The following is a 26,269-nucleotide window of genomic DNA, read 5'->3' as shown; positions in this document are numbered from 1 at the left end:
AGATTTGTGAATCGTTGTGAAGGTACGAAGCGCCGCGGCGAAGCGATCCCAGATCGAGGGCGCACGGATGTTACCGGAGTTCGTCGAGCAGTTGGCGTGCCGAGCTGACTTCCCAAGCCTCAATGTCGCCGTTGAACCGGGAATGCACGGCTAGAATAAGAGACTTTGCCTCAGCGGATTTTCCTTTCTGGGCCCAGATACGAGCGAGCGAGGTCGCTGCTCCTAGTTCCCAGCTCAAAGCATTCTGCCGGCGAGCAATCTCGATGGAACGGGTGAGGCAAGCTTCTGCTTCGGCGGAAGGTGTCGAAATTGCCATCAGCACTTCGCCTTTTGCGTGCAGTAGAGACGGTAGCCAAAGCGTGGTGCTTGCCTGATCGGCCTGGTTTAGGGCGTCGTTGATCATGAACAACGCCTCGTCGTAATCTCCTAGCCGTCTCAGGCCCTCGGCGAGCGCACGCCGTGTCGCCAGTGTCTGCACGTGATATTGATTATCGCCCATTGTCTTCAGCGCATCGCGTAGCATGTTGACGCCTGGTTCGACCTCACCGCGCGCAATCATGAGCTCACCACGCAGCGCAAGGCCGACAGCTTTTTGCGCATGGAGTGAGTATCTGACGGCGTGAGCAATAACCTGTTCGCAAAACAAAAACGCCTCTTCAGATTGGCCGCCCCAGTGCATTACCGGAATGGAATCCAGGAGAACCGCGCAAAACAGCACCGGGTGCGATGAATCAATCACGCGGGAGATCGCCTCACGTGCCTTTGCGATACCCTTCGTCTGTGCGCCGCTGATCCAGAGCGAGCGAGCATATGTGCCGAGCGCCCGGACATGGTAGTCGTACCCAAAGTACACAAATTCTGATGGGGCGGTGTTAACAGCAAGTCTAAACCCGCGCTCACCGTGCATGACAGCAGCGGATTGATTTCCCGCAACGTGGTGGGACGCTGCCAGGGCCCATTCGCTCATTGCGTTCTCCGCCACCCCCCCAAATTTTTCCGACAGGGCTGCAGCACGCTTTGCAACGCCCAGGGCGCTCGCAAACTCGCCACGACGGGTAAAGAAGACATTCAAGCCGAGAAGCAGGTAATGCTGAAGTCGATCCTCGCCCAGTTTTTCAGAGAGTTCCAGGCCACGTTCGAGAGCTGCTTTGACTTTTTCGCTGTCATCCCACAAGTACATCGATGAAAGCGCGAGTGCTTTCTGCAGGTAGAGTTCTCTTCGTTGGCCCCGATCGCTCGGCAGAAGTGTCGCCATCGCTTTGCTGCACCAGTTACTGCATTCGGCGAGCAGCGGGAAAGATGCAAGGAACAGGGGAGCGGCATGGGACGTGAGCTCAATGCCGATGCAGACATTTCCGGAACTGGAAAAACACCACCCCAACGCTTGGCGGATATTTCCGATGTGCGGCGCGTAGGCCTCGACATTGTGCCCATGTGAAACGAGATCCTCGGTTTCACGCATCTTCAAGAAGTCGGCGAAATATTGTGCGTGTCGCATCGCCACCGCGTGCGTTTCGCCGCTGGCCGCAAGTTTGGCGGCGGCATAAACGCGTGTCGTGTCGAGAAGTCGATACGTGATCACGCCGTCAGCGGGCGATATCCAAACAAGCGACTTGTCTACCAAGCTTGCAATGGCATTTGTCGTCCGGATTGTGTCTTCCGAGGACCCAGCGACTTCGATAGCAGCTTCGAAGGTAAATTGTCCGACAAAAATCGAAAGCCTGCTCAGCACTTCTTGCTCAATGTTGGACAGGAGATTGTAGCTCCAGTCGAGCATTCCCTGAAGCGTTTGATGACGAGGCACAGCATTGCGCCGCCCCTGGAGCTGGAGCTCGGCGTCGTTCCCCATGAGATCGAATGTACCTTGGATGCCGAAAGTACCGACGCGGCTTGCCACAAGCTCGATCGCCAGAGCAATGCCGTCGAGGCGGCGGCAGATATTCGCGACCGTCGGTGCTTCTGCATCGGTAAGGCTTAACCTATGCCCAGAAGACGCGGCTTTCTCCATGAAAAGTTTGACAGCAGGAGAACCAAGGGCCTGGGATGCCGTTGTAACCTCGCCGCGCGGCGTATCAAGAGGGAGAAGCAAGTGCACGTTCTCACCGTCTACGCGCAAGGCCTCGCGACTGGTGGCCAATAAATGGAGCGATGGCGCAGCATGGAAAAGGCGCTCGGCAAGGGCTGCGGCGGCCGAAATGACATGCTCACAATTATCTAACACAACGAGGATCTTCTTCCCGGATACAAAAGCCAGGATGAACGGCTCTACCTCGGGGCCTTGAACAAAGCACCCGAGAGCTGAGGCGACTGCATTTGGAACCTGCTTGGCATCCTGAATGAGAGTGAGATCAACGAAGTAAATCGCTCTCTCTTCGAATTCCTGGCGAAGCGAATAAGCGACTGCCACAGCGACGGTGGTTTTTCCGATGCCCCCTGGTCCTACGACCGTGACAAAACGGCGTGACAAAACCAGTAGCGACAGGACATTCACCGTCTCTGTTCGGCCAAAAAGGGACGGCAATGCATGGGGAAGGCTCTGGGAACGTGGCTCGCTCGTCTCAGCAGTCGGTGATCTCTCAGGCGTGACCGGTTCCCGACGAATTGGTGCCGCGAACGTATATCCGCGCCCTGCGACGTTCAATACGTAGCGCGTGTCGTCCTCGCCGTCTGCCAAGGCCTTTCTGAGGGAGGCGATGTGAACCCTGAGGTTGGAGTCTTCGACCGTTAGACCCCTCCAGACGAGCTTTGTCAGCTCGTCACCCGTCAAGATCTCGCCGGGTCGCTGAGTCAGAGCTATGAGGATATCGAGGGCACGGCCGCCAATTGCAACCTGTTTGCCGTTCTTAGCAAGCAAACGTTCGGAGGCGATTAATTGAAACGGACCGAAATAGAGGCTCTTGCCGGTGTCTGGATTGCTCTCATCCCACATGACAACCGTCCTGGAAGTCTCTGCCCAGCGTGTCTGAGTCATCGTCCACTATAGCGCAACCGATCGGAAGAATAAAAAAATCGTTTTGTCGCTGCTTCAATTTCGTTGGCCCCATTACATCCTATTGCCGGCGATCATCCCGACCAGGTGGGTCGCCAATACAGCTGTAAAAGAAAGCTTGCCGCGGCCTTTCTTTGAGGCCAGCATGTCGATGCTGCGATGTGGTTACAGTAAACAAATGAGAGGAGCGTCTCCGCTCAAAATCCACTTAAGGGCCTGCATTCGTCAGACCCGCCTGTCAGACGCCGGCAGACATCGCTCTTTGCCGATCGCTTAACTCAGGTGCTCGTCATCATCGGCCTTGTTGAGTCACGAGCTTGATTGGAAGCGATTAGAAACCGAATGCTGCCGTTTGTCCATGGGACATGCCAGGCAGTTCCGCAGGGATTGACCTGCATTGATATTTTGAAAGCGTTGGATTTTAATCGCGTTTCTGACACAAAATGGGCTCTCCTGATGAGTTTGTTTTCCAAAGCCGCAATTTTCACCGGCTGTCTGATGGGTGTCGTCCTAGTGTCCCTTGATGCGGGCATCGCCCATGCGAAAGACATGTTCATTGGTGCGCTGATTGAAGCATCGGGGCCGATGTCGGAAATGGGGCCATCCGTTGAAAAAGCGGCGAAACTCGCGGTGTCGGTGAGTAACATCGCTGCGAAGGAGGCCGGACTTGATCTTTCGGTCCATCTGGTCAGCGGGGATTCTCAAGGAAACCCTCAGGCGGCCGTCTCTGCTGCGCGGACGCTCGTGGACAAAGGCGTCTCGTGCATTCTCGGACCGGCAACCACGCCCGAGTCAATTGCCGTCCTCAACGGCGTGACATTACAGCGAAGGATTACGTTGTGGCCGCAGGCATCCAGCACGCGGCTGCGCGCTGTCGAAGACGGAGGAACGATTTTCCGCACGCTCGCCCCGGATGACCTCCAGTCGAAGGCGTTGGTCCGGGCAATCGAGACCTATGTCGGCGCCCGCAAGAGGGTTGCGATCCTCTTTCGAAACGAGCCGTATGGCGACGCTCTGTCTCGCACGTTCAGATCGGATTGGGAGGCGAGGGGCGGAACGATTGTCTCAAGCACCGCATTCGACCCCACGCAGCAAGCCTTCGATTCCGAGGCCGCTCAACTTTTCGACGGAAACCCCGACGCCTACGTAGTCATTGACTATCCCGACACTTACGCGAGGCTCGGGGCAGCGCTCGTCCGCAGTGGTAAATTCGACCCAAACAAACTGTTTGTTGCGGACACGTTGTCTTTCGCCAGAGTGCCCAAGAGCATTCCGGCGCGGGCCATCAACGGGGCTTACGGCGTCGCCGGCGGATCGCCCCGTGGAACCCCGGCGTACCGATTATTCAACGAACTTTGGCGGCAGGCGGGAGGGGCGGAGGCTGGCTCCTACGCGGCGAACGTGTTCGATGCGGGCATTCTCTGTGTTCTCTCGGCCATTGAGGCTGGTGCAACCGATCCAGAGCTCGTTCGCCGAAAGGTCCACGAGGTTACAAGGGAAGGTGCGAGGCAATTCACCCTTGAGACATTGGCGGAGGCGGTAAAGGAGGCCGCGGCGGGAAGGCCGATTGATTACATCGGCGTGTCGGGAGCATTTCGCTTTGCGCCGAACGGAGATCCCATGAGCGGTCTTTATGATATATTCCAGTATCGGAACGGCGAGCAGGTGACGGTCAAGCAAATCGACGTGAGGTAAGCTTTGACGAACCGGAGGAGTGGCCAAGGATCGAGAGTGTCAGCGACCGCGCTGGCTTACTTCACGGAAGTGCCGAAACCGGTGAAGCTGCTCGTATCTCTTTTCACCATCTTCCTCTGTTTGATTGCCTTTTTTGGAACCGTGAAAGTCTCGCAAGCGACGATCAACGGATTTGTAACTGGTAGCTACCTTGGCCTTGGTGCGATGGGGCTAACCCTCATAATGGGCGTCATGAAACTCGTGAATCTCGCATACGGTGATTTTCTCGTGGCTGGGGCATACTTCACGTTGACGTTCACCGCGCTGGGTACGCCACTGCCGCTATCGGTGCTGCTGGCCACCCTGGGGACTGCACTTCTCTCGATTCTGGCCGAAAAGCTCGTCTGGCTCCCACTCCGGAGTGCTGGTGCAAGCGCACTTCAATGCTTCTTGTCCGCAATAGGATTAAGCTTTCTCATTCGCTTCGCGATTCAGTTTTTTGGCGGCAGCGAGTCAAGATCGTTCGATATTGACGTCCTGTCGACGATGGTTTTAGGGCCTTTTCGCGTGGGGACCCAACAGGCGCTCGGTTTCGTCATGGCCCTGACAGTCTTTTCAATGCTTGCAATAGGCCTATGGATCAGTGGCGCGATGAAGACGATGCGGGCGGTTTCTGACAATCGTCTGCTTGCTGAAGTTTGCGGTATCGGTGTCGGGCACACCATAGATCTCACATCACTCTTGTCGGGCCTGCTGGCTGGCGCCGCCGGCATTGTCTATGCGACAGCTGTCGGAAGTTTCAATCCAAATTTCGGTCTGACCTTGTTGCTCAGCTTGTTTGCTGCGGCGACGCTCGGCGGAATTGGCAATATCTACGGCGCAATGCTCGGGGGCTTGGTGATTGGCCTCTCGCAGGAGTGGTCTGCTTTGCTGCTCGGCGCAAAATGGAAGCCCCTCGTGGCTCTGGTTTTCCTGGTTCTCATGCTACTTGCTGTACCTCGCGGCATCTTCGCTCGCGCGCAGCGCCGCCCATGAGCGTGGATTTCTGGATCAATGTCGGGGTGATCGCGGGCATCTACGGAATACTCACGCTCGGGCTCCAGCTTAACACCGGATTCACGGGTCTGCTGAATTTCGGCCAGGCAGGGTATATGGCAATCGGTGCCTACGGGGCAGGGATACTGGTCGCCGAAGCCGGGTTTTCCCTGTGGTTGGCATTTTCGACGTCTCTAGTTTTGTCTGCTGCGGTCGCGATGGTAATTGGATGGTCAACGAGCAGGCTCGGGCCGGATCAGTTCGCAATCGTGACGATCGCATTTGCCGAGATCGTTCGGCACATCCTGCAAAACACTGACTTCAGCGGCGGCAACCAGGGCCTGATCGGTTTCGATGTGGAATGGCGATCGGCCAGTGAGTGGATCACTTTACTATTCTCAGGGATCGGTCTTGGTGAATACAAGCAAATCCCCCTCTTGCTGTTCGTGTGGATCACGTTCGTGGCACTAACGGGACTGATGAAGATGCTCGAGCGGACGCCATGGTCCAGGGTGCTCCGTGGCATTCGCGATGACGAGACAGCGATCGCCGCGTTGGGAAAAAACACGCTCTGGTTCAGGATGCAATCTTTGGCAATAGGCGCAGCACTCGCCGTGGTAGCCGGATTCTTCATCGCTCTCGATGTGACATATTTGTATCCAGGCATCTTCGACCCGACTTTTACGTTTTTCGGGTTTGTCATCCTGCTTATTGGGGGCCTCGGAAACTACTGGGGAATAATGTTGGGAAGCGTTGTGTTCTGGACGCTGATGGAGGGGTCACGGCTCATCGAGACGTCGCTCTCCGCGACCGAACAGGCGTCTCTCCGTTTCTTGGTGGTTGGATTTTTGCTGATCGTCCTCAGTCGCGTTTGCCCCCATGGTTTCTTGGGCAACAGCAGGGGACGCGACCATGACCACTGATATGCCCATCTTGCGAGTAGCAGGTATCTCCAAAGCTTTCAGCGGACGGTGGGCCGTCTCGAATGTAAACTTCGACATTCAGCGTGGATCTGTGACAGCGCTCATTGGCCCGAATGGCGCGGGGAAAACCACGCTGTTCGATCTGATCACCGGACATTCCCGGGCAGATGAGGGCAAAATTCTTTTCAACCAGCAGAGCATCGTGGGCCTGCCGCCCCATCGTATTGCGCGTCTCGGCTTGGCACGGTCCTTTCAATTTCCGAGAGTTTTCTCCGGAATGACCGTGCTGGAGAATTTGATGGTGGCATGTCCGGAACAACCGGGAGAGCATTTGGCGTCACTTTTCATCACGCCGCGATCCGTCAGTGATAGGGAAGCGATCGGACGCGCCGCCGCCGAAGAAATGCTGGAGAAACTGAGGCTTGAAAAGAAGGCGGATCATTATGCCGGCACGTTGTCAGCCGGTCAGAAAAAGCTTCTCAACCTGGCTCAGGTGTTGATGACCGAGCCGTCCATGGTCCTGCTTGACGAACCAATGAGCGGAATGAACGAAGGCTTACGGTCAACGATTTTCGAAACGATAATTTCCCTACAGGGCCGGTCGAAGACCACGTTTTTATTTATCGAGCACGATATCGAAGCGGTCATGACCTACGCTCATCATGTCTTGGTCATGGTTGAAGCTTGTGTGATTGCCTCAGGTACCCCGGAAGCCATTACCTCGGATCCACGGGTCATCGACGCCTACATGGGCGACTTGCAATTCGGGTCGCTTTGATGACAGAGCTCCTCGTCGCGGAGAAATTGGCAGTCGGCTACGAGGCTGATCCTGACATCCTGAATGATATCAGCTTGACTGTTTCCCATGATGAGATCGTGGCAGTCGTCGGATCCAACGGTGCCGGCAAATCAACTCTTCTAAAGGCTTTGATAGGGTTGGTCCGGCTGCGTAGTGGTAGCATCAGGCTAGATTCGACGTTTGTAGAAGGCATGCCGCCCAGCGAGTTCGTGAAGCGGGGAATGGGTTATGTCCCCCAGAGCGACAATGTATTTGAATCGCTTTCCGTGGACGAGAACCTCGAGATTGGCCTCAGGTCGCGATCCGACATAGCCCTTCGTCCTCGCCGTGAAGAATTATACTCTAGTTTCCCCACACTCGCAGAACGGCGGCGCCAGAAGGCGGGAAGTCTATCGGGGGGTGAGCGTCAAATACTCGCGCTGGCGCGGGCCTTGATGCCAAGGCCCAGGATTTTACTGCTGGACGAACCCACGGCGGGTCTGGCCCCCCGGTTTGTCGAACGCATTCTTGATCAGATCCAGGCGATTAACCGATCAGGGGTCGCCGTGCTCATGGTGGAACAGCACACCGCCGCCGCACTCAATATATCTGATCGGGGATACCTTTTGCGCGGTGCGACCAGCGAAAAGGCACGAGCAATCGCTGACGGAGCAACCCTCACAATCCTTTAGCCCGCTCCTGCATGTGTCGAGCAATCGAGCCGGGGGGTAACACAGCGAACGGCGTTCACAACGATTCACAATACTAAACTCGTATACGACATCCCTTGATGTCATTGACTTCGTTCGACACCGTCATGCGACGGGAAGAGTTTATCGAAGGAGAGCGACATGTTCACAGGGCAGTGGTTGGCTTTCGTACCGGTAGCGGCAATGCGTTGGTGCGCAACGATGGTGGTGTCGTGAGCACTCTTGAACTGTTTCGACGCCGCGCAGTGCCGCTGCTCGCAGCCGGACGGATTGAGCGCCATCGCTGGCTTCTTGCATTCTGGCTATTGGGAGGTGCGGCTATAGGCCTGTTTAGCCTGGCTTGCGCGGCTCTTGGCTTCAACTTGATACCTGCTGCTCTTGTACTCCTGTTGGTCGTTATATTCCTCGCGCTGTTCGACAGCTGCATTTCATCGGTCTTCTTTTCGGTTCTTGCTGTCGGATGCTTGAACTTCTGGTTTGTCGGCCCCCTGCACACGTTCATCATTGGCAGCAGGCACGACCTCGCGACATTGATCGTTTTTCTCCTGTCTTCGCTTTTTGCCGCATGCCTTATCAGACTGGTTCACAGCTTGGGCGTGTCGGAGCGCGAACAGGCAAGCTTGCTCGATCTGACAAGTGACGCCGTGTTTGTCCGCGATGCCGACGACATCATCACGTATTGGAACCGTGGCGCGGAAGAGCTGTATGGATGGTCCCGTCACGAGGCCATAGGCAAGGTCGCCCACGAACTCCTGAAAACCAGGTTTCAGGTATCGCTTCTCGAGATAAACGATGCGTTACGTCGCTCAGGGCGTTGGGAAGGCGAGTTGATCCGGACGACCCGCACCGGCAGGCGGATTTCAGTTTCCAGTCGGTGGTCCTATCGGCTCAACGATCGCAGGAACAGTGTCGGGACGCTGGAATGCAATACCGATATTAGTGAACGCAAACGCACTGAAGACGAGCTGAACAGGAGCCAGGCGGCCTATCTTGCAGAGGCGCAGAAGCTGAGCAATACAGGAAGTTTTGGGTGGAACCTCTCGACTGGCGAGCTTTTTTGGTCGGGCGAGACCTTTCGAATATTTGGCGTGGAAGAGGGAGCAACGCCATCAATGGCTCTTGTCCTGGAGCGGACGCATCCGGACGATCTGGCTGTTGTTCGAGATCTTCTTGTCAAAGCCCATGCAGATCGGCGCGACTTTCGACATGAGCATCGTCTTCTGATGCCAAATGGGGATGTGAAACATGTTCGCGTGGTTGCCCGATGTGACTTCGGCAGCAAGAACAGTCCCCAATTCGTCGGCGCAGTCATGGATATCACCGCTCAGAAAGAGGCCTATGCGAAGCTGGAAAAGAGCGAGCAGCGGTACCGCTATTTGTTCGATCGGATGCCCATCGCGCTATGGCAGCTTAACGCCAGCAATCTGGTTGCCCAGTTCAAGCAGCTGAGATCCGAGGGCGTGACGGATCTGGACGCCTATTTCGACGAGAACCCCGCATTTCTGAGATCATGCATGGAAGCGATGATTTTCGAGGAAGCAAATGAACGTGGCGTCCAGATGTTCGGCGGCCGTGGGGCGGACGAGTTCAAAGGCAGGTCCGTCGTCGGCACCTTTGAAGAGAGCTCAGCGACCTTCCGACGCGCAATGGTGTCCCGTTATCAAAGGAATACCAACTTCGAAGAAGAAACCAAGATGGTGACGCTCGACGGACGTATCGTAGACGTGCTGTTCACAACAGCGCGCGTTGGTTTCTCTAAAGACCCTGATACCAGCCTTGTCGGTGTCCTTGACATCTCCGCCCGGGTCGAGGCTGAACGACGCCTCCAGCAGGTTCAGGCGGAATTCGCGCACGCCGCCCGTTTGTCTGTCCTTGGCGAGTTGACGGCGTCGATAGCTCACGAAATCAATCAGCCGCTGGCCGCAATCGCCAACGCCGGGGCAGCCGGATTGCGATGGATAAACCGTCCGAAGCCCGACCTTGACGAAGTGCGAGATTCTCTGACCTCGATGTTGCATGATGCCAAGCGGGCAGCCGAACTCATCGGCCGAATTCGAGCAATGGCGAACGGGAAGCCTCCGGAGCGGACGCAACTCGACTTGGACGAAGTCATACAGGAAGCGCTGCAGTTCTTACGCCACGAGATCCAGGCACGTTCCGCAATAGTGACCCATGAGAAATCGCGTCAGCCGCTCGTCATAGCTGGGGACCGCACACAGGTGCACCAGGTCATCGTGAACCTGGCGATAAACGCACTTCAAGCCCCGCGTCCCCAACAGAGCAACCCACAAATCGTCGTGCGGTCCGGGACCTCCGCTCGCAATAGGGCGGTATTCACCATTGAGGACAATGGGGCAGGGATCAATCCCTGTCACGCCAATCGGCTTTTTGAGAGCTTTTTCACGACGAAAGAGACCGGAATGGGAATGGGCCTGCGAATATGCAAGTCCATCGTGGAAGCTCACGGAGGGGAAATAACCGCAGATACCGTCAGCAGCATCGGCGGCGCCTGCTTCTCGGTCAATTTGCCTATCGTACCGGCTTGAGAGCAGCGTTCGCGTCCGATCAACCGCAGGCCACCTGAGAGGTTATCACCTTCGAGAGGTTGGCGGCCAAGAGGTCGCCATCGATGGGCTTCCTCAGGAAATAGCACGCCCCGTTTGCAAGGGCGCTGTCTTCCAGGCCAGCCTCCGCATGAGCAGTAACGACGATGACGGGCACTGTCGAGCGTTGAACAGTCATGAATTTCGTCAACTCGATGCCGCTGATACCAGGCATCTGGACATCTGTGATGAGACAGGAGCACTCGTCGAGCGTGCTGGATCTCATGAATTCCTCGGCGGATTCGAAGCCACGAGCCTCGTATCCCATCGAGCGAACAAGACGGACGAGTGACGAGCACAGTGATCGATCGTCGTCAACAATTCCGACCAACGTTACCGCTACCACTCGGGAAATCCTTTTTCTGTTTCGATTTATGGGCGCCCGTCCTGCGCGGTTTATTGCCTGTAGCCTATGCCGAGCATCGGCCTGACCATGTCGGCCATGCGGACGAGATCCGGGAGTGTTCGAGCCTCCATCTTCGTCATCGCAGCGCGGCGATGGATTTTGACTGTGACTATGCTGATACCCAGGTAACCAGCTGTTTGCTTGTTCATCTTTCCAGACGTTGCGAACATCATCACTTCCTGCTCGCGCGGCGTAAGGCGCGTGAACCGATCATAGATATCCGCAGCCTGATCCGTGTTCGCGCGTCGGTCATGGTCACGGCCAATTGCCGAGCTTATGGCGTCCAGCATGTCCTGATCTCGAAAAGGCTTGGGCAGGAAGTCGACGGCTCCCGCTTTCATGGCGCGTACCGACATCGGAATATCGCCGTGGCCGGTCATGAAGATGACAGGGAGGAAGATGCCAAGATCATTGAGTTGTCCCTGGAATTCCAAGCCACTCACTCCGGGTAAGCGAACATCCAACACCAGGCAACCCGGTTTGTCGGGCAAAGGTTGACTTGTGAATTCAGTGACGGACCCATAGGCGCGAGCGTGTAAACCAACCGATCGCAGAAGTTGACAGAGCGTGTATCTTACAGATTCGTCGTCATCGACAATGTGAACCAGGGCTTTGTCGGTCAGATCGTGCGTCATGATCTTACTCGGTATTAAGCTGGACGATTTTATCCGTATACCATTCGTGTAATGCACAGCCTATCACACCAAGGTGTGTTTGGTTCCTCTTGGGAATAATCGCCAAAGGGCGGGTTCTATCTCGCCGTTGCGGCAAATTCCGGCTCCACGATGGTGGAGGTAGAGCGAAAAAGGGTCCGGGCGGTATCGCGCGAGCGACGCCTCAAGCAGCTCAACAGGTCGTGATCTGCTCACTCGCACCGAGCGCCGTCAGATCGCAGGCACCCATTTCCAGAAGACACCTTCCTTGCGGTCGGGGTAATACTTGAACTCGCATTCGAATGCTCTGCCATAGGCAGCCGCTGCATCGAGCGCCTTGGCTCCCACGGGGTTCATTCCGGCGCCAGGCGCAAACCAATCCTCCAACAGGTCGTCGGGAATGTAGACGCCAATACGGAGCGGTAGCTTCGTCAGGACCTCATCCAGTTCGCTTGCCGGCATGTGACCTCCCTAATGCTATTCCGCAACCAATCAGGTCTTCGAACATGCAGCGTGAAGATTGGTTCCATGCTTTTGCCGGTGCCGCATGCAAGCCGACGCACCCGATGCTGTTTGCGGTAAGCCAATCGTTGCGAGATCCATGCCATGAGCTGCGTCGGTCCCGTCACGGTTGAAAGACGATCTCTGCTGAAAGACAACGCTTGCGATGGTTTTCAGTCAGCTTCAATAGCCGACGGAGGGCAACGCACCGGCGCAAGCCTCAGACGTCGGGATTTGTGCTCCGCGAATTTTGGGGATCCAAGACGAATATAAGCCCCATTCCGCAGGTGATGAGTACCACGCTAAAAATATTCCAAACGAAGAACAAGGGATAGCCGAGAAAGGTGGTGCTGTCGTTGAAGGCCACATTTCCCGCAAAAACAGAGGCAACGACAATGACCGCAATCAGAAATCGCATCGCTCCCCCATATCCGCAGTTCGTCGGAGAGCGCTACTTTAACATGGCCACGCCGAAGTGGAAGCCTTTCCCTGCATATCCTGTGTCGGCGATCTAATCTGCCTGCGATGCAGTATGATCAAGGGTCATATGGTCAGCATATTCGTCGAAACCAGAAGCGGTTCGGCCGAAATGCTTCATCTGATCGGTGGAGTTTCACGACTGTTTCCTGACCGTATTGGCCAGAATTGCGGCACTTTAGGCCTGCACGCGAGCATCAGGATGAACGCCCCTGCCGTCATCGGTCATCGTTGATGAACATCATCGAGAAAGTTTCTGAGCAAGGCGTTAAAGCTGGCGGGAACCTCCCAGAAGGGAGCGTGCGAGGCGTGTGGGATCCGGATGCATCTGTCGTTCCACAGATTTCCGTAGGGGACGGATTCGACGTAGTCCAGGTTGACAATATCGTCCAATGCGCCATTGACGATTGCTGTCGGTACGCTGGTTGCCGAAAGCACGTCCCGCTGGTTTGCGCCATGCCCTTTCATTGCTCCGCTTACGAGCAAGGGCCGAAAATGTTTGTCCGTTCGCCTGATTGTCCTTGGGATGAAAGGCTCCAGATGAGGGCCCATGATGGCGTGTGCAAATTCGACCGCCTCTTCCGATGTGAGCTCTGCTTCGCCGGCAAGTCCGCCGAGCGGCCTGCGGCGAAAACCGTCGGCGATGTTGTCCCCGACGGGCGGGGTACCAGTCACCATGATGCCATCGATGCCTGTCGAGCGGGACAGCATCTCGATTGCTATATGACCTCCGAGTGACCAACCGACAATAACGGCGCTCCTGACGGCCATCGCCGCCATGACCTCCAGACACGCATCCGCCAATCCTGGCCGCGAATAGGTCCGTTCCGGATCCACCGCATCGCCGGATTCTCCGTGACCCGGCAAGTCAAGCGCAATGAGATGGTATGATCCGAGAATGTCGTCCATGAATTGTTTTTGAAAGACAGCGCGACAAGTCGAATTGCCGTGAAGAAAAAGTACGTTCGGGCCGCGTGCTGAGTTCTTCTCTACTGCAATGACGCCATGAGAGGTGACTACTTCGGTTTTTGAAAGTTTGGACATTCGCCTTCGTCCTTTGCCTGATGGCGCAATTCTCAAATATATTCATCCGATGGGCATGAAGGCTGCCATGGCTGAAGCTGTGTCTGTGACCGAAACTCGCCTGAGTCCGAGCATTGCAGCGTTGTCTTATCGGGACTTCTGGCCGGTTTCTAAGCGAGGCTTGTTGGTTTCAACTGAAACCGACGGGCGAAAGCCGGGGATCCGGGATATCGCTTCAGCGAGAACACTTAATCGCGATCAATTCACCATCCTCAGGGCAGGCGGCTTCGGATCCCCAAGCAATTCAAAACCCTTGCTCCACTGTGTTCAGTAAGGGCCGCATCACTGCAAAACGTTCGATGTTTTCGGCAACCGCTCGTGCGATGTCGGCCAGGGACCTGTCGGTAATGCCGGCAACATGGGGTGTCATAATGACATTTGGATGCGCAAGAAGAGGGTCGAGCGCGTCGGCGGGTTCGGTCCAGAATACATCCAGGCCCACTCCTCCCAGTTGGCCGTCTGCGATACAGGCCTCAAGCCCCTTCCTGTCGATAAGCCCGGCGCGCGCAATATTGATGAGGACGGCACCGGGACGCAGCCATCGCAAATGCTGCTCCTGAACAAGCCCTGTCGTTTCGGATGTATGTTTTACGCAAACGATCAGGATATCCGACTGTGAAAGGCAAGCTTCTGCATTTTCAGCTGAGTAGCACCGATCGAGGTGATATTCGGATGCTTTTTCCGCGCTGGGCGCTCTCGTCAGGCCGAGCAATCGAACGTCAAACGCCTTGAGACGTTTCGCAAGCGATTTCGCAACAGCGCCAAGACCGTATAAGCAGACGCTACGACCTGCCAGCGCGGTCCCGACGGGGGCTCCAAGAATTCCGTCTCGGATGTTTTCTCGAACTTTATTGCATTGGCGCAAGAGCATCAGCAGCAGAAGAATTGCGTGCTCGGCTACGGAATCCGCGTTCCCCCCGGTTCCCGGAACGTTCGCGACAGGGATTCCTCTGCAACGCGCGGCGGCGAGGTCAACGCCATCAAGGCCAACACCGAATTGTTGTATGAACTTCACATTGCCGCGGTCCATTTCGGTCGCTCCGATCCGTTGAGCGCGCGGGATCAGGATGTCGATGTTCGAAGGCATGTTTGCGAGTTCGCCATCCCACAGAAGTATCTCGTGTTCGCCAGCAAGCGATCGTTTTAGATAATCGGGCATGTCCGGAAACGTATGTCCGGAAAACACGATACGCATCAAAGTCACCTCGGTGTTTGAGATAAAACAAGAGGCCGAAGCTATCGCGCAGTGTGAATGCAGGAATATTTCACAGCCGGCCCCGTTTGTTTCAGATATGAGAAATGGCCGGAATGCTCTGCGGTGGGAAAGCACTTGGGGAAGGCGAACTGACAGGTTGGCCACGCCCGTCGGGCGCTCAAGCAGACAAAGGTGATCGGCGACTAGGCGGCATGTGACCGTTCAGCGGCATCTCTGAAATGTGCGAGGCCGGTGATTGCCTCTGTAACCGGCATTCGGATCCCGCGCTGGTTGGCGAGTTCGATGACGGCATCGCAAATCGATGCAAGTTCCAGCTGATTTCCTTTTTCGAAGTCCTGCAGCATCGAGGTCTTCACATCTCCAAGCTTTCGTCCGGATTCGAGGATGAGATCCGGATCGACTTCAAGCTTGGCGCCGTAGGCATCGATCACGGGAATGACTTCCCGCAACATCTGTCGGCTGATGTCTGCAAGGTAGTGATTACCGAAGTTCTCGCGCAATGTGGCTCCCGTTATGGCGGTTACCGGATTGGAAATGAGATTGCGAACGACCTTGGTCCAAACTGCGTCTCGAATACGCGGCGCGATCCTGACGCTGATCCCGGCGGCGCTCAGCATGCTTGCCAGGACTTTGATGCGCTCAGACGATCGGTCATCAAGTTCCCCGATCGTCATCTGCAAGGGGTTTGCGGTTCGTGCTGTCCCCGGGCACGGGCGCTCGGCAGTGATCATCGTGGTCGTGCCGATTATCTGTCGCGAGGGTACCAATCTCTTCAGTTTCCCATCGGGGTCGACCGATTTCACGACTTGACCGACCCAATCACCTCCATCGCCGTCGAAATACCACCAGGGTATGCCGTTGACGACTGGAACAAGGATGGTCTCGGCGGAGATGAGCGGCTGCAGAGCGGCGGCCAGCTCAGCCAGATCATGAGACTTGGAGCAGAGAAATAAAATCCGCTGGGGTCCAAAGTCCGTCGCCTGGCCGACCTCGACGCGCGCGCTATGGTCGCCTTCGCTGTCCAGTAAGCGGATTCCCTTCTTGTTGATCGCAGCCAGGCTGCCACCCCGAGCGACCAGCCGGACATGAAAGCCGGCGATCGATAGGCGCGCTGCAACCGTAATCCCTATCGCGCCGGCACCGGCTATACATATCGGTAGGCCTAAACCGGCCGTGTCGAAAAATCCGGGCATGTGTTCTCCTGCTGATATCTATCGGCAGGATCGATGAACGTCGTTTCTGCGCTATTACAACACTCGACGAAACCATTACAGACTTAGTCGATCAACCTGAGTGATGACATCAAATCGTCGCTTTTGAAAATCGGTCCCGATCACAGGATGATCGCCTTGCCTGGCGCAATCCTGTCGTATCGCCCCGCGTCAATGATTAGGCGGGGCGATTGCTGCGTCGCCTCGGCTATCTGGCCCTCAAGGCGCATATCGTGTGAAGACGTAGTCGTGGTCCTCGACATTGCTGACATGGCAGGAAAGACAGGTTTCGTGCTGCGCAATATCGACCGGCTTGCCGTTTACGAACCTTCCGAAACCCCAGCCATGGCTGTCGGGGTATTTCTTCGAATCCTTTACCATGACCTGCACGGTCGTCGCGGCGCCGGGAACGGTCGCAGGCGCGAACTCCGTCGACTGGCTGCGCTTGTAGGCGAGCTTAACCAGGATCGAACCATCCGGAAATGGCAGCGTGCCCTTCTTATAGGCGTCAACCGCGATGTCGTTGCCAAGCACCGAGCGCAGTTCGTCAAGCGGAGGCGCCTCCTGAGCCGGTGCGATGAACTTCCAGTCTCTGTAGCCTTCCGGAATGGTAACCCCGTAGATCGGAGAAGCATTTTCAGGAGCTGGCTGCGTTGCCGCGCAAAAGGAAGCGACGGCGCCAAACGCAAGTGCGGAAGTGACAAATATGCCAGGGAGTGCGGGCTTCAATTTAAACTCCTTTCGGGCCGATGATCTGAAGCCACGATTGCTGGCGATTGTATCCGCATAATTTCAGGGAGGCGCCGATATGTATCAAAATGTGTCCGTGCTGGCCCGAAGGACCATGAATCGGCGTTCATATCGGCCTGACAGCCCGAGGCGATCCCGACCGCGATTGCGGTCAGCATGGTGCTGTCGCCCAATTCTTTCTGGGTAGTGCGGAGGCAATAGCTAGGTGATTGAAGACACGCGAAGTCTCGGGGAAAACTGCACCGAGGCGGATCGCAAGGCACCTAGGTTCGCAGCTATGGATTGAAGCGCGCCGAAGATGTTTGTCGTTGGGCAGTTGCAACGCTGACCAGAAGTGCGACGAGCACATTCAGACTCAGTGCGATGAAACCGGTATTGATCTGCTTTACCGTCGCTGGAGCATTTGGAAAGAAGCTGGCGATCGTCAAGCCGGTTGTCACGACGACGCCGACAGTGCCGACGCCCACGATTATCCCCGCGGCCGCGCCCTCCTTCGTGAAGGGATTTTTCGGCAAGAGGCTCGCAAAAAGAGCCGGGAAAAGCTGGGTCACGATGCTGTAGCCCATTATCAGGATGGCAACTATGCTTTCTCCACCCATCAAGGTGAAAAATACGGCAATGGCTGTCATGAGCAGAACCGAGCACTTCGTAAAACCGGTGACCAGCCTGTCAGGAATCGAGGGGGCCAGCTTTCTCAGAATATTCGTCGAGATCAGAGTGGATCCGACGATGACGATGGTCGACCCTGGCACAAGTGCCGTAAGCACGCCTGCGGCCCCGATCACGCCGACGAACCAGGGATCAAATGTGGCAATGGACAGCTTCAATAGCGCCAAGTCGATTTCGTCGCCCTGCAATCCGGGGATCTTGAGGACGGCCGCAAAACCGACGAGCATTGCAAACAGCATAACCAGCGAATAAAGCGGCATGAGCACAGCGTTCCGCCGAAATGCACCCTCTGATCTGGACGTGTAGACGGAGGAAAAAGTGTGCGGCCACATATAGAGGCCGAGGGCCGAAAGCGCGACGGTGCTGCAATACCAAACGATCGTCTCGCCGGTATTCGGAAGCGCCAAGAAGCCTGGCCTTGCCATCTCGATCTGTTCGAACATCGCTCCAATCCCCCCATAATAGTGGTAGGGAAGATAGAGTCCGAGAAACGCACAAATGATCCAGATCGTGACGTCCTTGACCGCAGCGGCCCATGCAGAGCCGCGCATGCCTGAAGCGATGACGTATAGTGCCATCACCGCCGCGCCCAAAATCACTGCCCTGGACTTCGAAATCTCGCCTCCTGACAAGGTTTCGGCGATAATACCAAGGCCCTTGAGTTGAAGGATGAGATAGGGAATGAGGGCCACGAGACCGACGAGCGTCACCAGAAAACCGAGACCGGGGCTATCGTATTTCTGCTCGAAGAAATCCGGTTGCGTGACCAGTCGCATCTCGTTGGCAAAACGCCAAATAGGCGGAAGCAGCCAGTAGGATGTGACAAAAGCCAGACAGGTGTAAGTCAGGATGTAAAATACCGTGCCGCCCTTGCCATAAGCAAATCCGCTTGCGCCCAGAAATGTAAAGGTGGTGTAGATTTCCCCCGCCATCAGCAGGAAGACCAGGACGGCTCCAAATCGCCGCCCGCCCAGCGCCCACTGCTCGAGAGTGACGCGGCGATGATTGCGGCCCCAAACAGTCAGGATCAAAATCGCCACCACGACAGCGCAAATCAGCCACAAGGCACTGTTCACGGCGAGCACTCCTTCCCGTCGATTTCCAGGGAAACGGCCGTAGGAATCCAGAGTGGAGGCAGCGATGTGATTGCCAAGGCCGAGCGGTTTGTGCGGATGTCGTCACGTCTTTTCCGTCGCCGTAAAAAACCTGCTGGGCTTCGAAGAGAGGCGAGCATCTAGCGAACAGTCTCGTTGCGATAGGGGCGGCCCCAGGGTGGATCCGCGGTTTGAGCCGACTCCCAGACTATCTCCGGACGAGCGAACTGAACAGGGCAGGAACGCTTCTTCTCAGGCCAATCGTCTTACGATCGTAATAATTGATTTCCGTGATCCGGGTCTGCTCATCGTGATGTTACGAACACAATGATTTCCTCTGATTTTGCAATGAAGCGTTCATGACCCGAACCAAGCTTTGCGACCTCTCCTGGAGGCCGGCGCGGACCGGTTAGCCATCCATTGCCCGCTCCGCCCCGACGATATGCTGCCTCATTGGGCTGCGGTCTCTTCGCGGATGGAGCCATCCAATCGAGGAATTTCACATGACCCGCATTATGATCGTAGGGAATGGCGCCGTAGATTGCCGCTACGCGCCTGTTATCGAGTCCGCGGATCTGGTTGTCCGGTTCAATGACTGCCGCTCCAGCGGCGCCAGTGGCCTGCGCACCGACGTCGTTGCTGTTTGCAACACCGGTCGGCCAGCCAAATCGATGCTGGGCTCGAACGTCTGGCGATCACATCCCGCTGTCGCTCAGGCGGGGGAGATCTGGTGTGTGCGTGATCCCAAGAAATTTGCGGCGATGAAACCTCTCATTGCGGTGCTCCATCCAGAACTAGACGATTTCTGCGACGACGGCACGCAGGCGTTCAATGCCTTCTGCCTGGAAAACGGCAAGCGCTGCTTCGTCATCGATGAGCGAACCCACGATTGGGTCGATGACGTGCTGCAGCTCTACCATCCCGCACCTTATGTCGTCCCGAGCAGCGGCATCATCGTGATCGCCAGCGTGCTGGACAGATATCCCAATGCAACGGTTACCATCGTCGGATTTGGACATGAAGGATGGGAATATCACCCATTCGCCGCCGAACGGCGGCTCGTCGATGACTACGTGACGTTGGGCAAGCTGCGCAGGCTTTAGCCGGCACTCTATCCTTGCAGATGTAACCGCAATCCCCTGATCGATAACCGGGCAGACACCTGGTTTCGCAATATCGGTCACCGGCGCCCAGAGGTAACCAGCGCAAAATTCGCGCAGGGAGCTTCCAATGGTGCCGGTGCAAACGCCATTTCCACGGAGACAACACACAATGCCTGACGCATCTATCCCAAAAACGCTGGCCAATTCCTTCGATGTTATCGTTTGTGGTTCCGGGACATCTGGTTCGATCGTTGCTCGTCGTCTGTCCGACAATCCAGATCTCAACGTCCTACTGCTTGAATGCGGATGGATAACCTATTCAGAAACGATCGAAACCGCCACGCGATGGCCCGAAAATATCGGCGGCCCACACGATTGGGCGTTCCATTCCGAACCGCAGGCGGGTCTGGACGGCAGATCGCTGCTGATGTCGATGGGCAAGGTCGTGGGTGGCAGCTCCAGCATCAATGCGATGATCTGGGCGCGAGGTCATCGCCACGATTGGGATTTCTTCGCCAGCGAAACGGGGGATGCCGGATGGGGTTACGAGGCAATTTTGAAGCTCTACGGCACAATCGAGGATTACCGCGGCACTCCGGATATGGCACGTGGAAAAGGCGGTCCCGTCGCGGTTTTTCAGCCGGCGCGGCCTCATCCGATTGCGCCAGCCTTGGTGGCTGCCGCAACGTCTGTCGGGATCCCCGAATTCCGAAATCCCAACGGATACATGATGGAGGCAAAGAGCGGTTGTGCAATCTCGGACGTGAGAGCCGATGGGCTGGAGCGGGTAACCATTTTCGATTCTTATCTGCGGCCGGTGTTCGGTCGCGACAATCTGACCTTGCTCACCGGCGCAGTCGTGCAGCGCGTCGTCATTGAATCCGGACGAGCGGTCGCCGTCGAGGTTCTGCTCGACGGTGTACCGCAGCGCTTCACAGCGTCGCAGCAAATCGTGCTGTCCACCGGATCGATCAATACGCCGCGTATACTTATGCAATCCGGCATCGGCAACGAGATCGAACTGAAGCGGCTCGGAATTCCGGTCGTTCAACATCTTCCCGGGGTCGGCGAGAACCTGCAGGATCACCTTTGTTTCCCGAGCATTTTTGAGTATTACGAGCCTCAGCCAGCGCGGGGCAATGGCAGCGAAGCGACAATCTACGCATCGGTTCATTCCGACAGCGCTTCGCCGGATGTGCTGATGTGCCAAGGCGAATTCCCGATCTGCAGTGCCGAACTTGCACAACAGCATTCCGTTCCCCCAAATGCCTGGTCACTGGTGGCAGGATTGGCGCAGCCGCACAGCCGAGGCAGGGTCAGACTGCGCAGTGCTGATCCACGCGATGATGTCGTACTGCAACTTAATGCTCTGTCGGATCCGAGAGATATGGCGACAGCACGGGCAGCGGTCGAACTCAGCCGGGAAATCGGTGCCCAGGCGCCGTTGAAGGAGCTGACAAAACGTGAGGCCTTTCCCGGGAGCCCCTACAAGAACGACCTCGACCTATTCATAAGGCAGAGCGCCGTTCCTTTTTGGCACCAGACCTGCACGGCCAAGATGGGGCGGGATGAATGGTCCGTCGTGGATGCAAAGCTCAAAGTCTACGGCATCGACAATCTTATGATCGCCGACGGATCGGTATTCCCTCGCATTCCGACAGGAAACACAATGGCACCCTGCGTCGTCGTCGGCGAGCGGGCCGCGCAGATATTGCTGAAGGAAATATCCGGGACCGTCGCGACCCCGGCAGCCATCGAAACCCCGCTCTGAGGGGTCATGAGACCGGCAATTCCGTCGGCCGGCAATGCCGATCGGAATTGTCGGGGCCGATAGAGCGGGCCACAATTTTTTTGGACGCTCAGCTGGCCGGTAAGGGGCGCGAGGACGCGTTTGCTTTGGCAGCAATGCCAGCCGGATTTGCTTGCCCATGCAAGGAAACGGAGAACCGCGGTTGACCGCGATTCCGTTGCGGCGGTGCAAACTGGGTCTCGCACGCGCTTGCAGACAGCCAGCGTTTCAATTGTAACAAAGCCGCGCCGGCTGTAATGCATTTGAAATCTCGTGGAGCAATACGCGAAGCTAGGCCGAATTCATTCGAGTGGTGTCCGGGGGTTACAACGTGAAACACATTCTTGTCGTCGATGATGACAGTAAGCTTCGTGGCCTTCTGATAGACTATTTCTCGCAACACGCCTTTCGTGTCACCGGCGTGAAGGACAGTCATCAGCTCGGCCAGGTGCTACAGGCCGAAACGGTGGATCTCGTTATTGTCGATCTCAACCTCGGCCACGAGGATGGGCTGGAAATCGTTCGGACGTTATCCGGCAAGTCGGACGCGCCAATCATTATTATCAGCGGAGACCGGCTCGACGAAACCGACAAGGTGGTCGGGCTAGAGCTCGGCGCCTGCGATTACATCACCAAACCTTTCGGCCTTCGGGAATTTCTGGCCCGCGTAAGAGCAGCATTGCGCGTTCGCCCGGTCGCGAGCGATCGCAAGGATCGCAAGATCTATTACTTCGACAAGTGGACCCTGAACGTCAAAAGACGGCAATTGATCTCGAACGAGGAAAGCGAGGTCAAGCTGACGGCCGGTGAATTCAATTTGCTCACGGCGTTTCTCGATATGCCCCGCCAAGTTCTGTCTCGCGAGCAGCTTCTGTCGGCAAGCAGGGTGCATGACGAGGAGATTTTCGATCGCAGTATCGATGTGCTTATTCTGCGGCTCAGACGCAAGCTGGAGGACGATGCCTCGACGCCAAAGCTGATACGTACCGAACGCGGCGCCGGCTACATGTTCGATGCAGACGTTGTTGTTGAAGCGCGCAGGCGAGCCAAGTGATCAGTGCACGACGGAGCGCCAGGTTCCGCATGTGGGCAACCTGGCGAAACCGTCAGGCTGTTCTTGCGGTGATTGCTCTCGGTCTCTCCTTTGGCGTTGAAGCGGTTTACGCGATCGATCGCAATCCCAATCCCCGTGAGCCGCTCGCCCCACTGACTGTGCCTTATGGCCTTGATGCCGCGAAGGTTGCGCTTGGCGGCTTACTGTTTTCCGACCCTATCTTGTCGGGCATGAACAAGCTTGCCTGCGTGAGTTGCCACGACCTGACCGCCGGTGGAACCATTAACGTCAGGCGAACGGTCGGCTACAAGGGGCGCGTTCACCGATTCAACGCGCCGACGATTTTCAACGTCGGAAATAACTATCGGCTCGGCTGGAGAGGAGATTTCACGTCACTGGAGGATCAGAACGAACGAATATTGCTCGACGAAAATCTCATGGCCGCAAACTGGCCGGATCTGCTCGCGCGGCTACGCCAAAATCCGGCATATTCAGCCAGCTTTCAGAGCCTTTATGGGCGTCCTGTGCAGCGTGAGGATTTGCTTGATGCCATCGCGACCTTTCAGCGGTCCTTGACAACGCCCAACGCGCCGTTTGACAGATACCTTGCCGGGGATCTCGACGCTCTGTCGGAGAAGGAGCTGGAAGGATACCGTCTCTTCAAAGACCTTGGATGCGCATCCTGCCACCAGGGGTCGAACGTCGGTGGAAACATGTTTCAGAAATTTGGGGTCTTTGCTCCTCCGCCCTCGATCGATCCCGACAATGACGGAGATCTCGGGCGCTACACACTGACTGGGGTTGATGCAGATAAAGGCGTGTTCCGCGTCCCAAGCCTGCGCAACGTTGCCGTCACTGCACCCTATTTCCATAATGGCAGCGTCTCTTCACTATCGGATGCAGTCGAAATCATGGCTCGCAGCCAGCTGGGGCGCACGCTTAATCAGCGCGATGTCGAGTCCCTGGTGGCCTTCCTGGGCACTCTTACGGGCGAGTACAATGGACACAAGCTCCAACCGGCCCCAGCGTCGAGCAACGATTGAATTATGGCGTATCGCCGTACTCGTCATCGGCGCATTCTGCTTCGCTCTGCTGGCAATCGGGCGCGTTCCGTCACGAGACACGCACGAGGCGATACTCACGGCATTGAGGGCGATCGATGTCAATCATGCTTCGTTGCAGCGCGACGTGCTGCGGGCAAGAGCAGGGCTGCTCAGGAATTATGATCCGTTGGTCGAATCGATCGTCAACCTTCATGCTGCGCTCAACAGGCTGAGGGCGACCTTCCCGGAAAGCGGTGTCGAGAATATCTCCGATCTCGATCGGGAATTGACCGCGCTCGCCCAGTCGATCGACCGGGACGAGGCATTGGTCGAGCGGTTCAAAACCGACAACGCGATCCTGCAGAACTCTCTTACGATAGCAAACCAATTGCTCAGCGAACTGCATGCCAGCGATGATCCAGCGGTCCAACAGGCGCTGGGGCGGTCGATCGACCTCGGCAATCTGATGATGCGCTTTGAAGCTGACCCCGACGAGCGGCTGGCCCGTTCGATCCAGGACCAACTTGGCGCCATACTTCGCTCCGATGCCGCAAAAAGCGCCGAAGTCAGAACCTACGTCGCGCATACCCGTATGATCCTCGCGACGCTGCCGGCGGTCGATGGTACCATCGCCTCGATCCAGGCATCGCAAACGCCGGTGGAGGCGCAACTCCTGCAGAAGCATTATCTCGATGCCTTTGGCGTCATCAGCGTTCGCTCCGCCTGGAGCAGGATCTTGCTGGGATCGATCTCCGTTCTGCTATGCATCTACGTAGCGATCCTCGTATACCGATTGCGCAGTCAGACCAATCGTTTGACTCAGCAGCTTGATCTCGAAAATCTGACAGCGGATATCAAGCAGCGGTTCAGCGATGATTTCGACACGGTCGCGAATGCTGTCATGGACTCGCTTGTCATCGTGGCGGAGTTTTTTGATGCAAGCCGATATGCCTTCGTCGTCGTCGACACGGGTTCTCGATCGGTTGTTGAGAGCTTCGGAAACGTGGAGGCGCCGACCTTGGCCGGTCTTACCGCCCGATTTTCCGACCAGATATCGGCTTCGACCATGGCGGAGAAGCTTCACTGGGATCGCTTCTTTTACCAAAATCTGCAGCGCTCCGAGATGCAGGCACTTCCCGAAGGCTCGCTGAGCGCCGGTTCAGTCGTTGCGACGAGCATAGACGCCGGAAAAGTCGGATTGCTCTTCCTCGAACATGCCGAAATTCGCAAGAAACCGGGTAGCGACGAAATAAGATTGCTCGGGCAAGCAATCGTCGCACTCTCACATAGTTTGAGGGGAAAGCGCGAGCGTAAGGAAAGGCAGGAGCTAGAGAGCCGCCTTGAGCATGCGCAACGGTTGGAAGCAGTCGGCACGCTCGCCGGCGGCATTGCGCACGAGTTCAACAACGCGCTCAGCGCGATCATGGGTTATGGAGAAATGGCGCTGGAGCTCAACCAGGCACAGTCACGTACGCGCCAATATATTCAGGAGATTGTCTCGAGCGGCCTGCGCGCCAAACATGTCGTCGATCAAATTCTCACTTTCAGCCGGAAGCGGGAGAGGGTAAGCAGGCCCTTCGACGTCGAGGAAGCCATCGACGACATTGTGCCGCTCGTGAAAATGTCGATTCCGGACACTATCCAGCTATCGAGCACTATTGCGCCGAACATGCCGGCGGTCGCCGGCAATCCGATTGAGCTTCAGCAGGTCATAATGAACCTCTGCACGAACGCCGCACAGGCAACTGGTGAAAATGGAAGAATTCAAATTTCGGCGCAGGTGGCAGAGTTCTCTGCCGACATTGCCCTTTCGCACGGCAATCTTACCGCCGGGCGCTATGTCCTTGTCGGTCTGACAGACAATGGAACCGGTATCGCACCAGGCCTTTTCCCGCACATCTTCGAGCCTTTCTTCACGACTCGATTGAATCGAGGCGGAACGGGCCTCGGTCTGGCCGCTGTCCACGGCCTTGTTACCGCGATGGACGGTAGGATCGACGTGGAAAGTCGGCAGGGCGAAGGCACGACCTTCAACCTCTATTTCCCCGTGAGCGCTGCAGCACCCGTTCCTTTGGAGCAATTTTTCAATGAGAGGACGGTTCCGCTTGGCAACGGTGAAATGGTTCTACTTGGCCAGGCCGATCATAATCTGCGTCTGATGTACGAGGAAAAGATTGCCGCGCTCGGATATGAACCTGTTGGCTTTGAGAGCCTCTCAGCGCTCAAGGACTGGCTGTCGGAAAGCGGGCGCGCGCCCGACCTGATCCTTCTCGACCTTGATTTATGGCAAGCCATGCCGGATCTGCGACATATAGCCGGTGAATTCGGGCAGACCACCACGGTGTTTATCGTTGAGCCCGAGCATACCGGTGTCGATCATCGCGTTTTTGCCGACATATCAATGTTGCGAAAACCCATCAGCTCCAACCGCCTCGCCGCTACGCTCTTCGAATTGATTGGGAACAAGCAATCGCGCGCCGCGGTTCCCCGATAGCCGGTCAGGTTTCC

20 protein-coding genes are annotated in these 26,269 nt (G+C 56.5%); 11 read left to right on the top strand and 9 right to left on the bottom strand.

Features of this window, described 5'->3' with window-relative positions:
• Positions 1–70: 70 nt before the first annotated feature.
• A complete protein-coding gene (locus H4W29_RS25695; protein ID WP_192731660.1) occupies positions 71–2,929 on the bottom strand; it encodes an ATP-binding protein in 2,859 nt (952 codons plus the stop codon).
• A 402-nt stretch (positions 2,930–3,331) separates the two neighbouring features.
• Here H4W29_RS25695 and H4W29_RS25690 point away from each other — a divergent pair, with 402 nt between their 5' ends.
• The 6 genes from H4W29_RS25690 (at position 3,332) to H4W29_RS25665 (ending at position 10,655) form a co-directional block, all read left to right on the top strand.
• A complete protein-coding gene (locus H4W29_RS25690; protein WP_192731659.1) occupies positions 3,332–4,684 on the top strand; it encodes an ABC transporter substrate-binding protein in 1,353 nt (450 codons plus the stop codon).
• A gap of 36 nt (positions 4,685–4,720) precedes the next feature.
• Entirely contained in the window at positions 4,721–5,698 is a 978-nt protein-coding gene (locus H4W29_RS25685; protein WP_192731658.1) for a branched-chain amino acid ABC transporter permease, read from the top strand.
• Entirely contained in the window at positions 5,695–6,621 is a 927-nt protein-coding gene (locus H4W29_RS25680; protein ID WP_192731657.1) for a branched-chain amino acid ABC transporter permease, read from the top strand. The genes H4W29_RS25685 and H4W29_RS25680 overlap by 4 nt, the downstream gene beginning before the upstream one ends.
• Complete coding sequence (locus H4W29_RS25675) at positions 6,611–7,399, top strand: ABC transporter ATP-binding protein (protein ID WP_192731656.1); 789 nt, start codon at positions 6,611–6,613, stop codon at positions 7,397–7,399. Before H4W29_RS25680 ends, H4W29_RS25675 begins: the two co-directional genes overlap by 11 nt.
• Entirely contained in the window at positions 7,399–8,091 is a 693-nt protein-coding gene (locus H4W29_RS25670; protein WP_192731655.1) for an ABC transporter ATP-binding protein, read from the top strand. Before H4W29_RS25675 ends, H4W29_RS25670 begins: the two co-directional genes overlap by 1 nt.
• 98 nt (positions 8,092–8,189) lie before the next feature.
• Positions 8,190–10,655 (top strand): PAS domain S-box protein, encoded by a 2,466-nt coding sequence (locus tag H4W29_RS25665; protein WP_246517462.1) that lies wholly within the window; start codon positions 8,190–8,192, stop codon positions 10,653–10,655.
• A gap of 19 nt (positions 10,656–10,674) precedes the next feature.
• On the opposite strand, the gene H4W29_RS25660 is transcribed toward H4W29_RS25665, so the two are convergent.
• The 8 genes from H4W29_RS25660 to H4W29_RS25625 form a co-directional block, all read right to left on the bottom strand.
• Entirely contained in the window at positions 10,675–11,058 is a 384-nt protein-coding gene (locus H4W29_RS25660; protein ID WP_192731654.1) for a response regulator, read from the bottom strand.
• 50 nt (positions 11,059–11,108) lie between these two features.
• Positions 11,109–11,753, bottom strand: coding sequence for a response regulator transcription factor (locus H4W29_RS25655; RefSeq protein ID WP_192731653.1), 645 nt, complete (start codon positions 11,751–11,753; stop codon positions 11,109–11,111).
• Positions 11,754–12,002: 249 nt separating this feature from the next.
• Entirely contained in the window at positions 12,003–12,233 is a 231-nt protein-coding gene (locus tag H4W29_RS25650; protein ID WP_192731652.1) for a hypothetical protein, read from the bottom strand.
• A 741-nt stretch (positions 12,234–12,974) separates the two neighbouring features.
• Positions 12,975–13,793, bottom strand: a complete 819-nt coding sequence (locus H4W29_RS25645; protein ID WP_192731651.1) for an alpha/beta fold hydrolase — start codon at positions 13,791–13,793, stop codon at positions 12,975–12,977.
• 283 nt (positions 13,794–14,076) lie between these two features.
• Positions 14,077–15,027, bottom strand: coding sequence for an NAD(P)-dependent oxidoreductase (locus H4W29_RS25640; RefSeq protein ID WP_192731650.1), 951 nt, complete (start codon positions 15,025–15,027; stop codon positions 14,077–14,079).
• Positions 15,028–15,230: 203 nt separating this feature from the next.
• A complete protein-coding gene (locus H4W29_RS25635; RefSeq protein WP_192731649.1) occupies positions 15,231–16,241 on the bottom strand; it encodes a ketopantoate reductase family protein in 1,011 nt (336 codons plus the stop codon).
• A 237-nt stretch (positions 16,242–16,478) separates the two neighbouring features.
• Positions 16,479–16,988, bottom strand: a complete 510-nt coding sequence (locus H4W29_RS25630; protein ID WP_192731648.1) for a cytochrome P460 family protein — start codon at positions 16,986–16,988, stop codon at positions 16,479–16,481.
• A 296-nt stretch (positions 16,989–17,284) separates the two neighbouring features.
• A complete protein-coding gene (locus H4W29_RS25625) occupies positions 17,285–18,754 on the bottom strand; it encodes a sodium:solute symporter family protein (RefSeq protein ID WP_192731647.1) in 1,470 nt (489 codons plus the stop codon).
• 533 nt (positions 18,755–19,287) lie between these two features.
• On the opposite strand from H4W29_RS25625, the gene H4W29_RS25620 reads away from it, so the two are divergent.
• The 5 genes from H4W29_RS25620 (at position 19,288) to H4W29_RS25600 (ending at position 26,255) form a co-directional block, all read left to right on the top strand.
• Positions 19,288–19,875, top strand: coding sequence for a Urease operon accessory protein (locus tag H4W29_RS25620; protein ID WP_192732793.1), 588 nt, complete (start codon positions 19,288–19,290; stop codon positions 19,873–19,875).
• 169 nt (positions 19,876–20,044) lie between these two features.
• A complete protein-coding gene (locus tag H4W29_RS25615) occupies positions 20,045–21,646 on the top strand; it encodes a GMC family oxidoreductase (protein WP_192732792.1) in 1,602 nt (533 codons plus the stop codon).
• A 349-nt stretch (positions 21,647–21,995) separates the two neighbouring features.
• Complete coding sequence (locus tag H4W29_RS25610) at positions 21,996–22,718, top strand: response regulator (RefSeq protein ID WP_192731646.1); 723 nt, start codon at positions 21,996–21,998, stop codon at positions 22,716–22,718.
• Between the two features lie 29 nt (positions 22,719–22,747).
• Complete coding sequence (locus tag H4W29_RS25605; protein WP_210332367.1) at positions 22,748–23,761, top strand: cytochrome-c peroxidase; 1,014 nt, start codon at positions 22,748–22,750, stop codon at positions 23,759–23,761.
• Positions 23,670–26,255, top strand: coding sequence for a two-component system VirA-like sensor kinase (locus H4W29_RS25600; RefSeq protein ID WP_312872499.1), 2,586 nt, complete (start codon positions 23,670–23,672; stop codon positions 26,253–26,255). The genes H4W29_RS25605 and H4W29_RS25600 overlap by 92 nt, the downstream gene beginning before the upstream one ends.
• Positions 26,256–26,269: the final 14 nt, after the last annotated feature.

The organism is Rhizobium viscosum (assembly GCF_014873945.1).
Lineage (GTDB): Bacteria > Pseudomonadota > Alphaproteobacteria > Rhizobiales > Rhizobiaceae > Rhizobium > Rhizobium viscosum.
The sequence above is the reverse complement of the archived record's forward strand: the minus strand, read 5'-3'. Positions and strand labels throughout refer to the sequence as shown.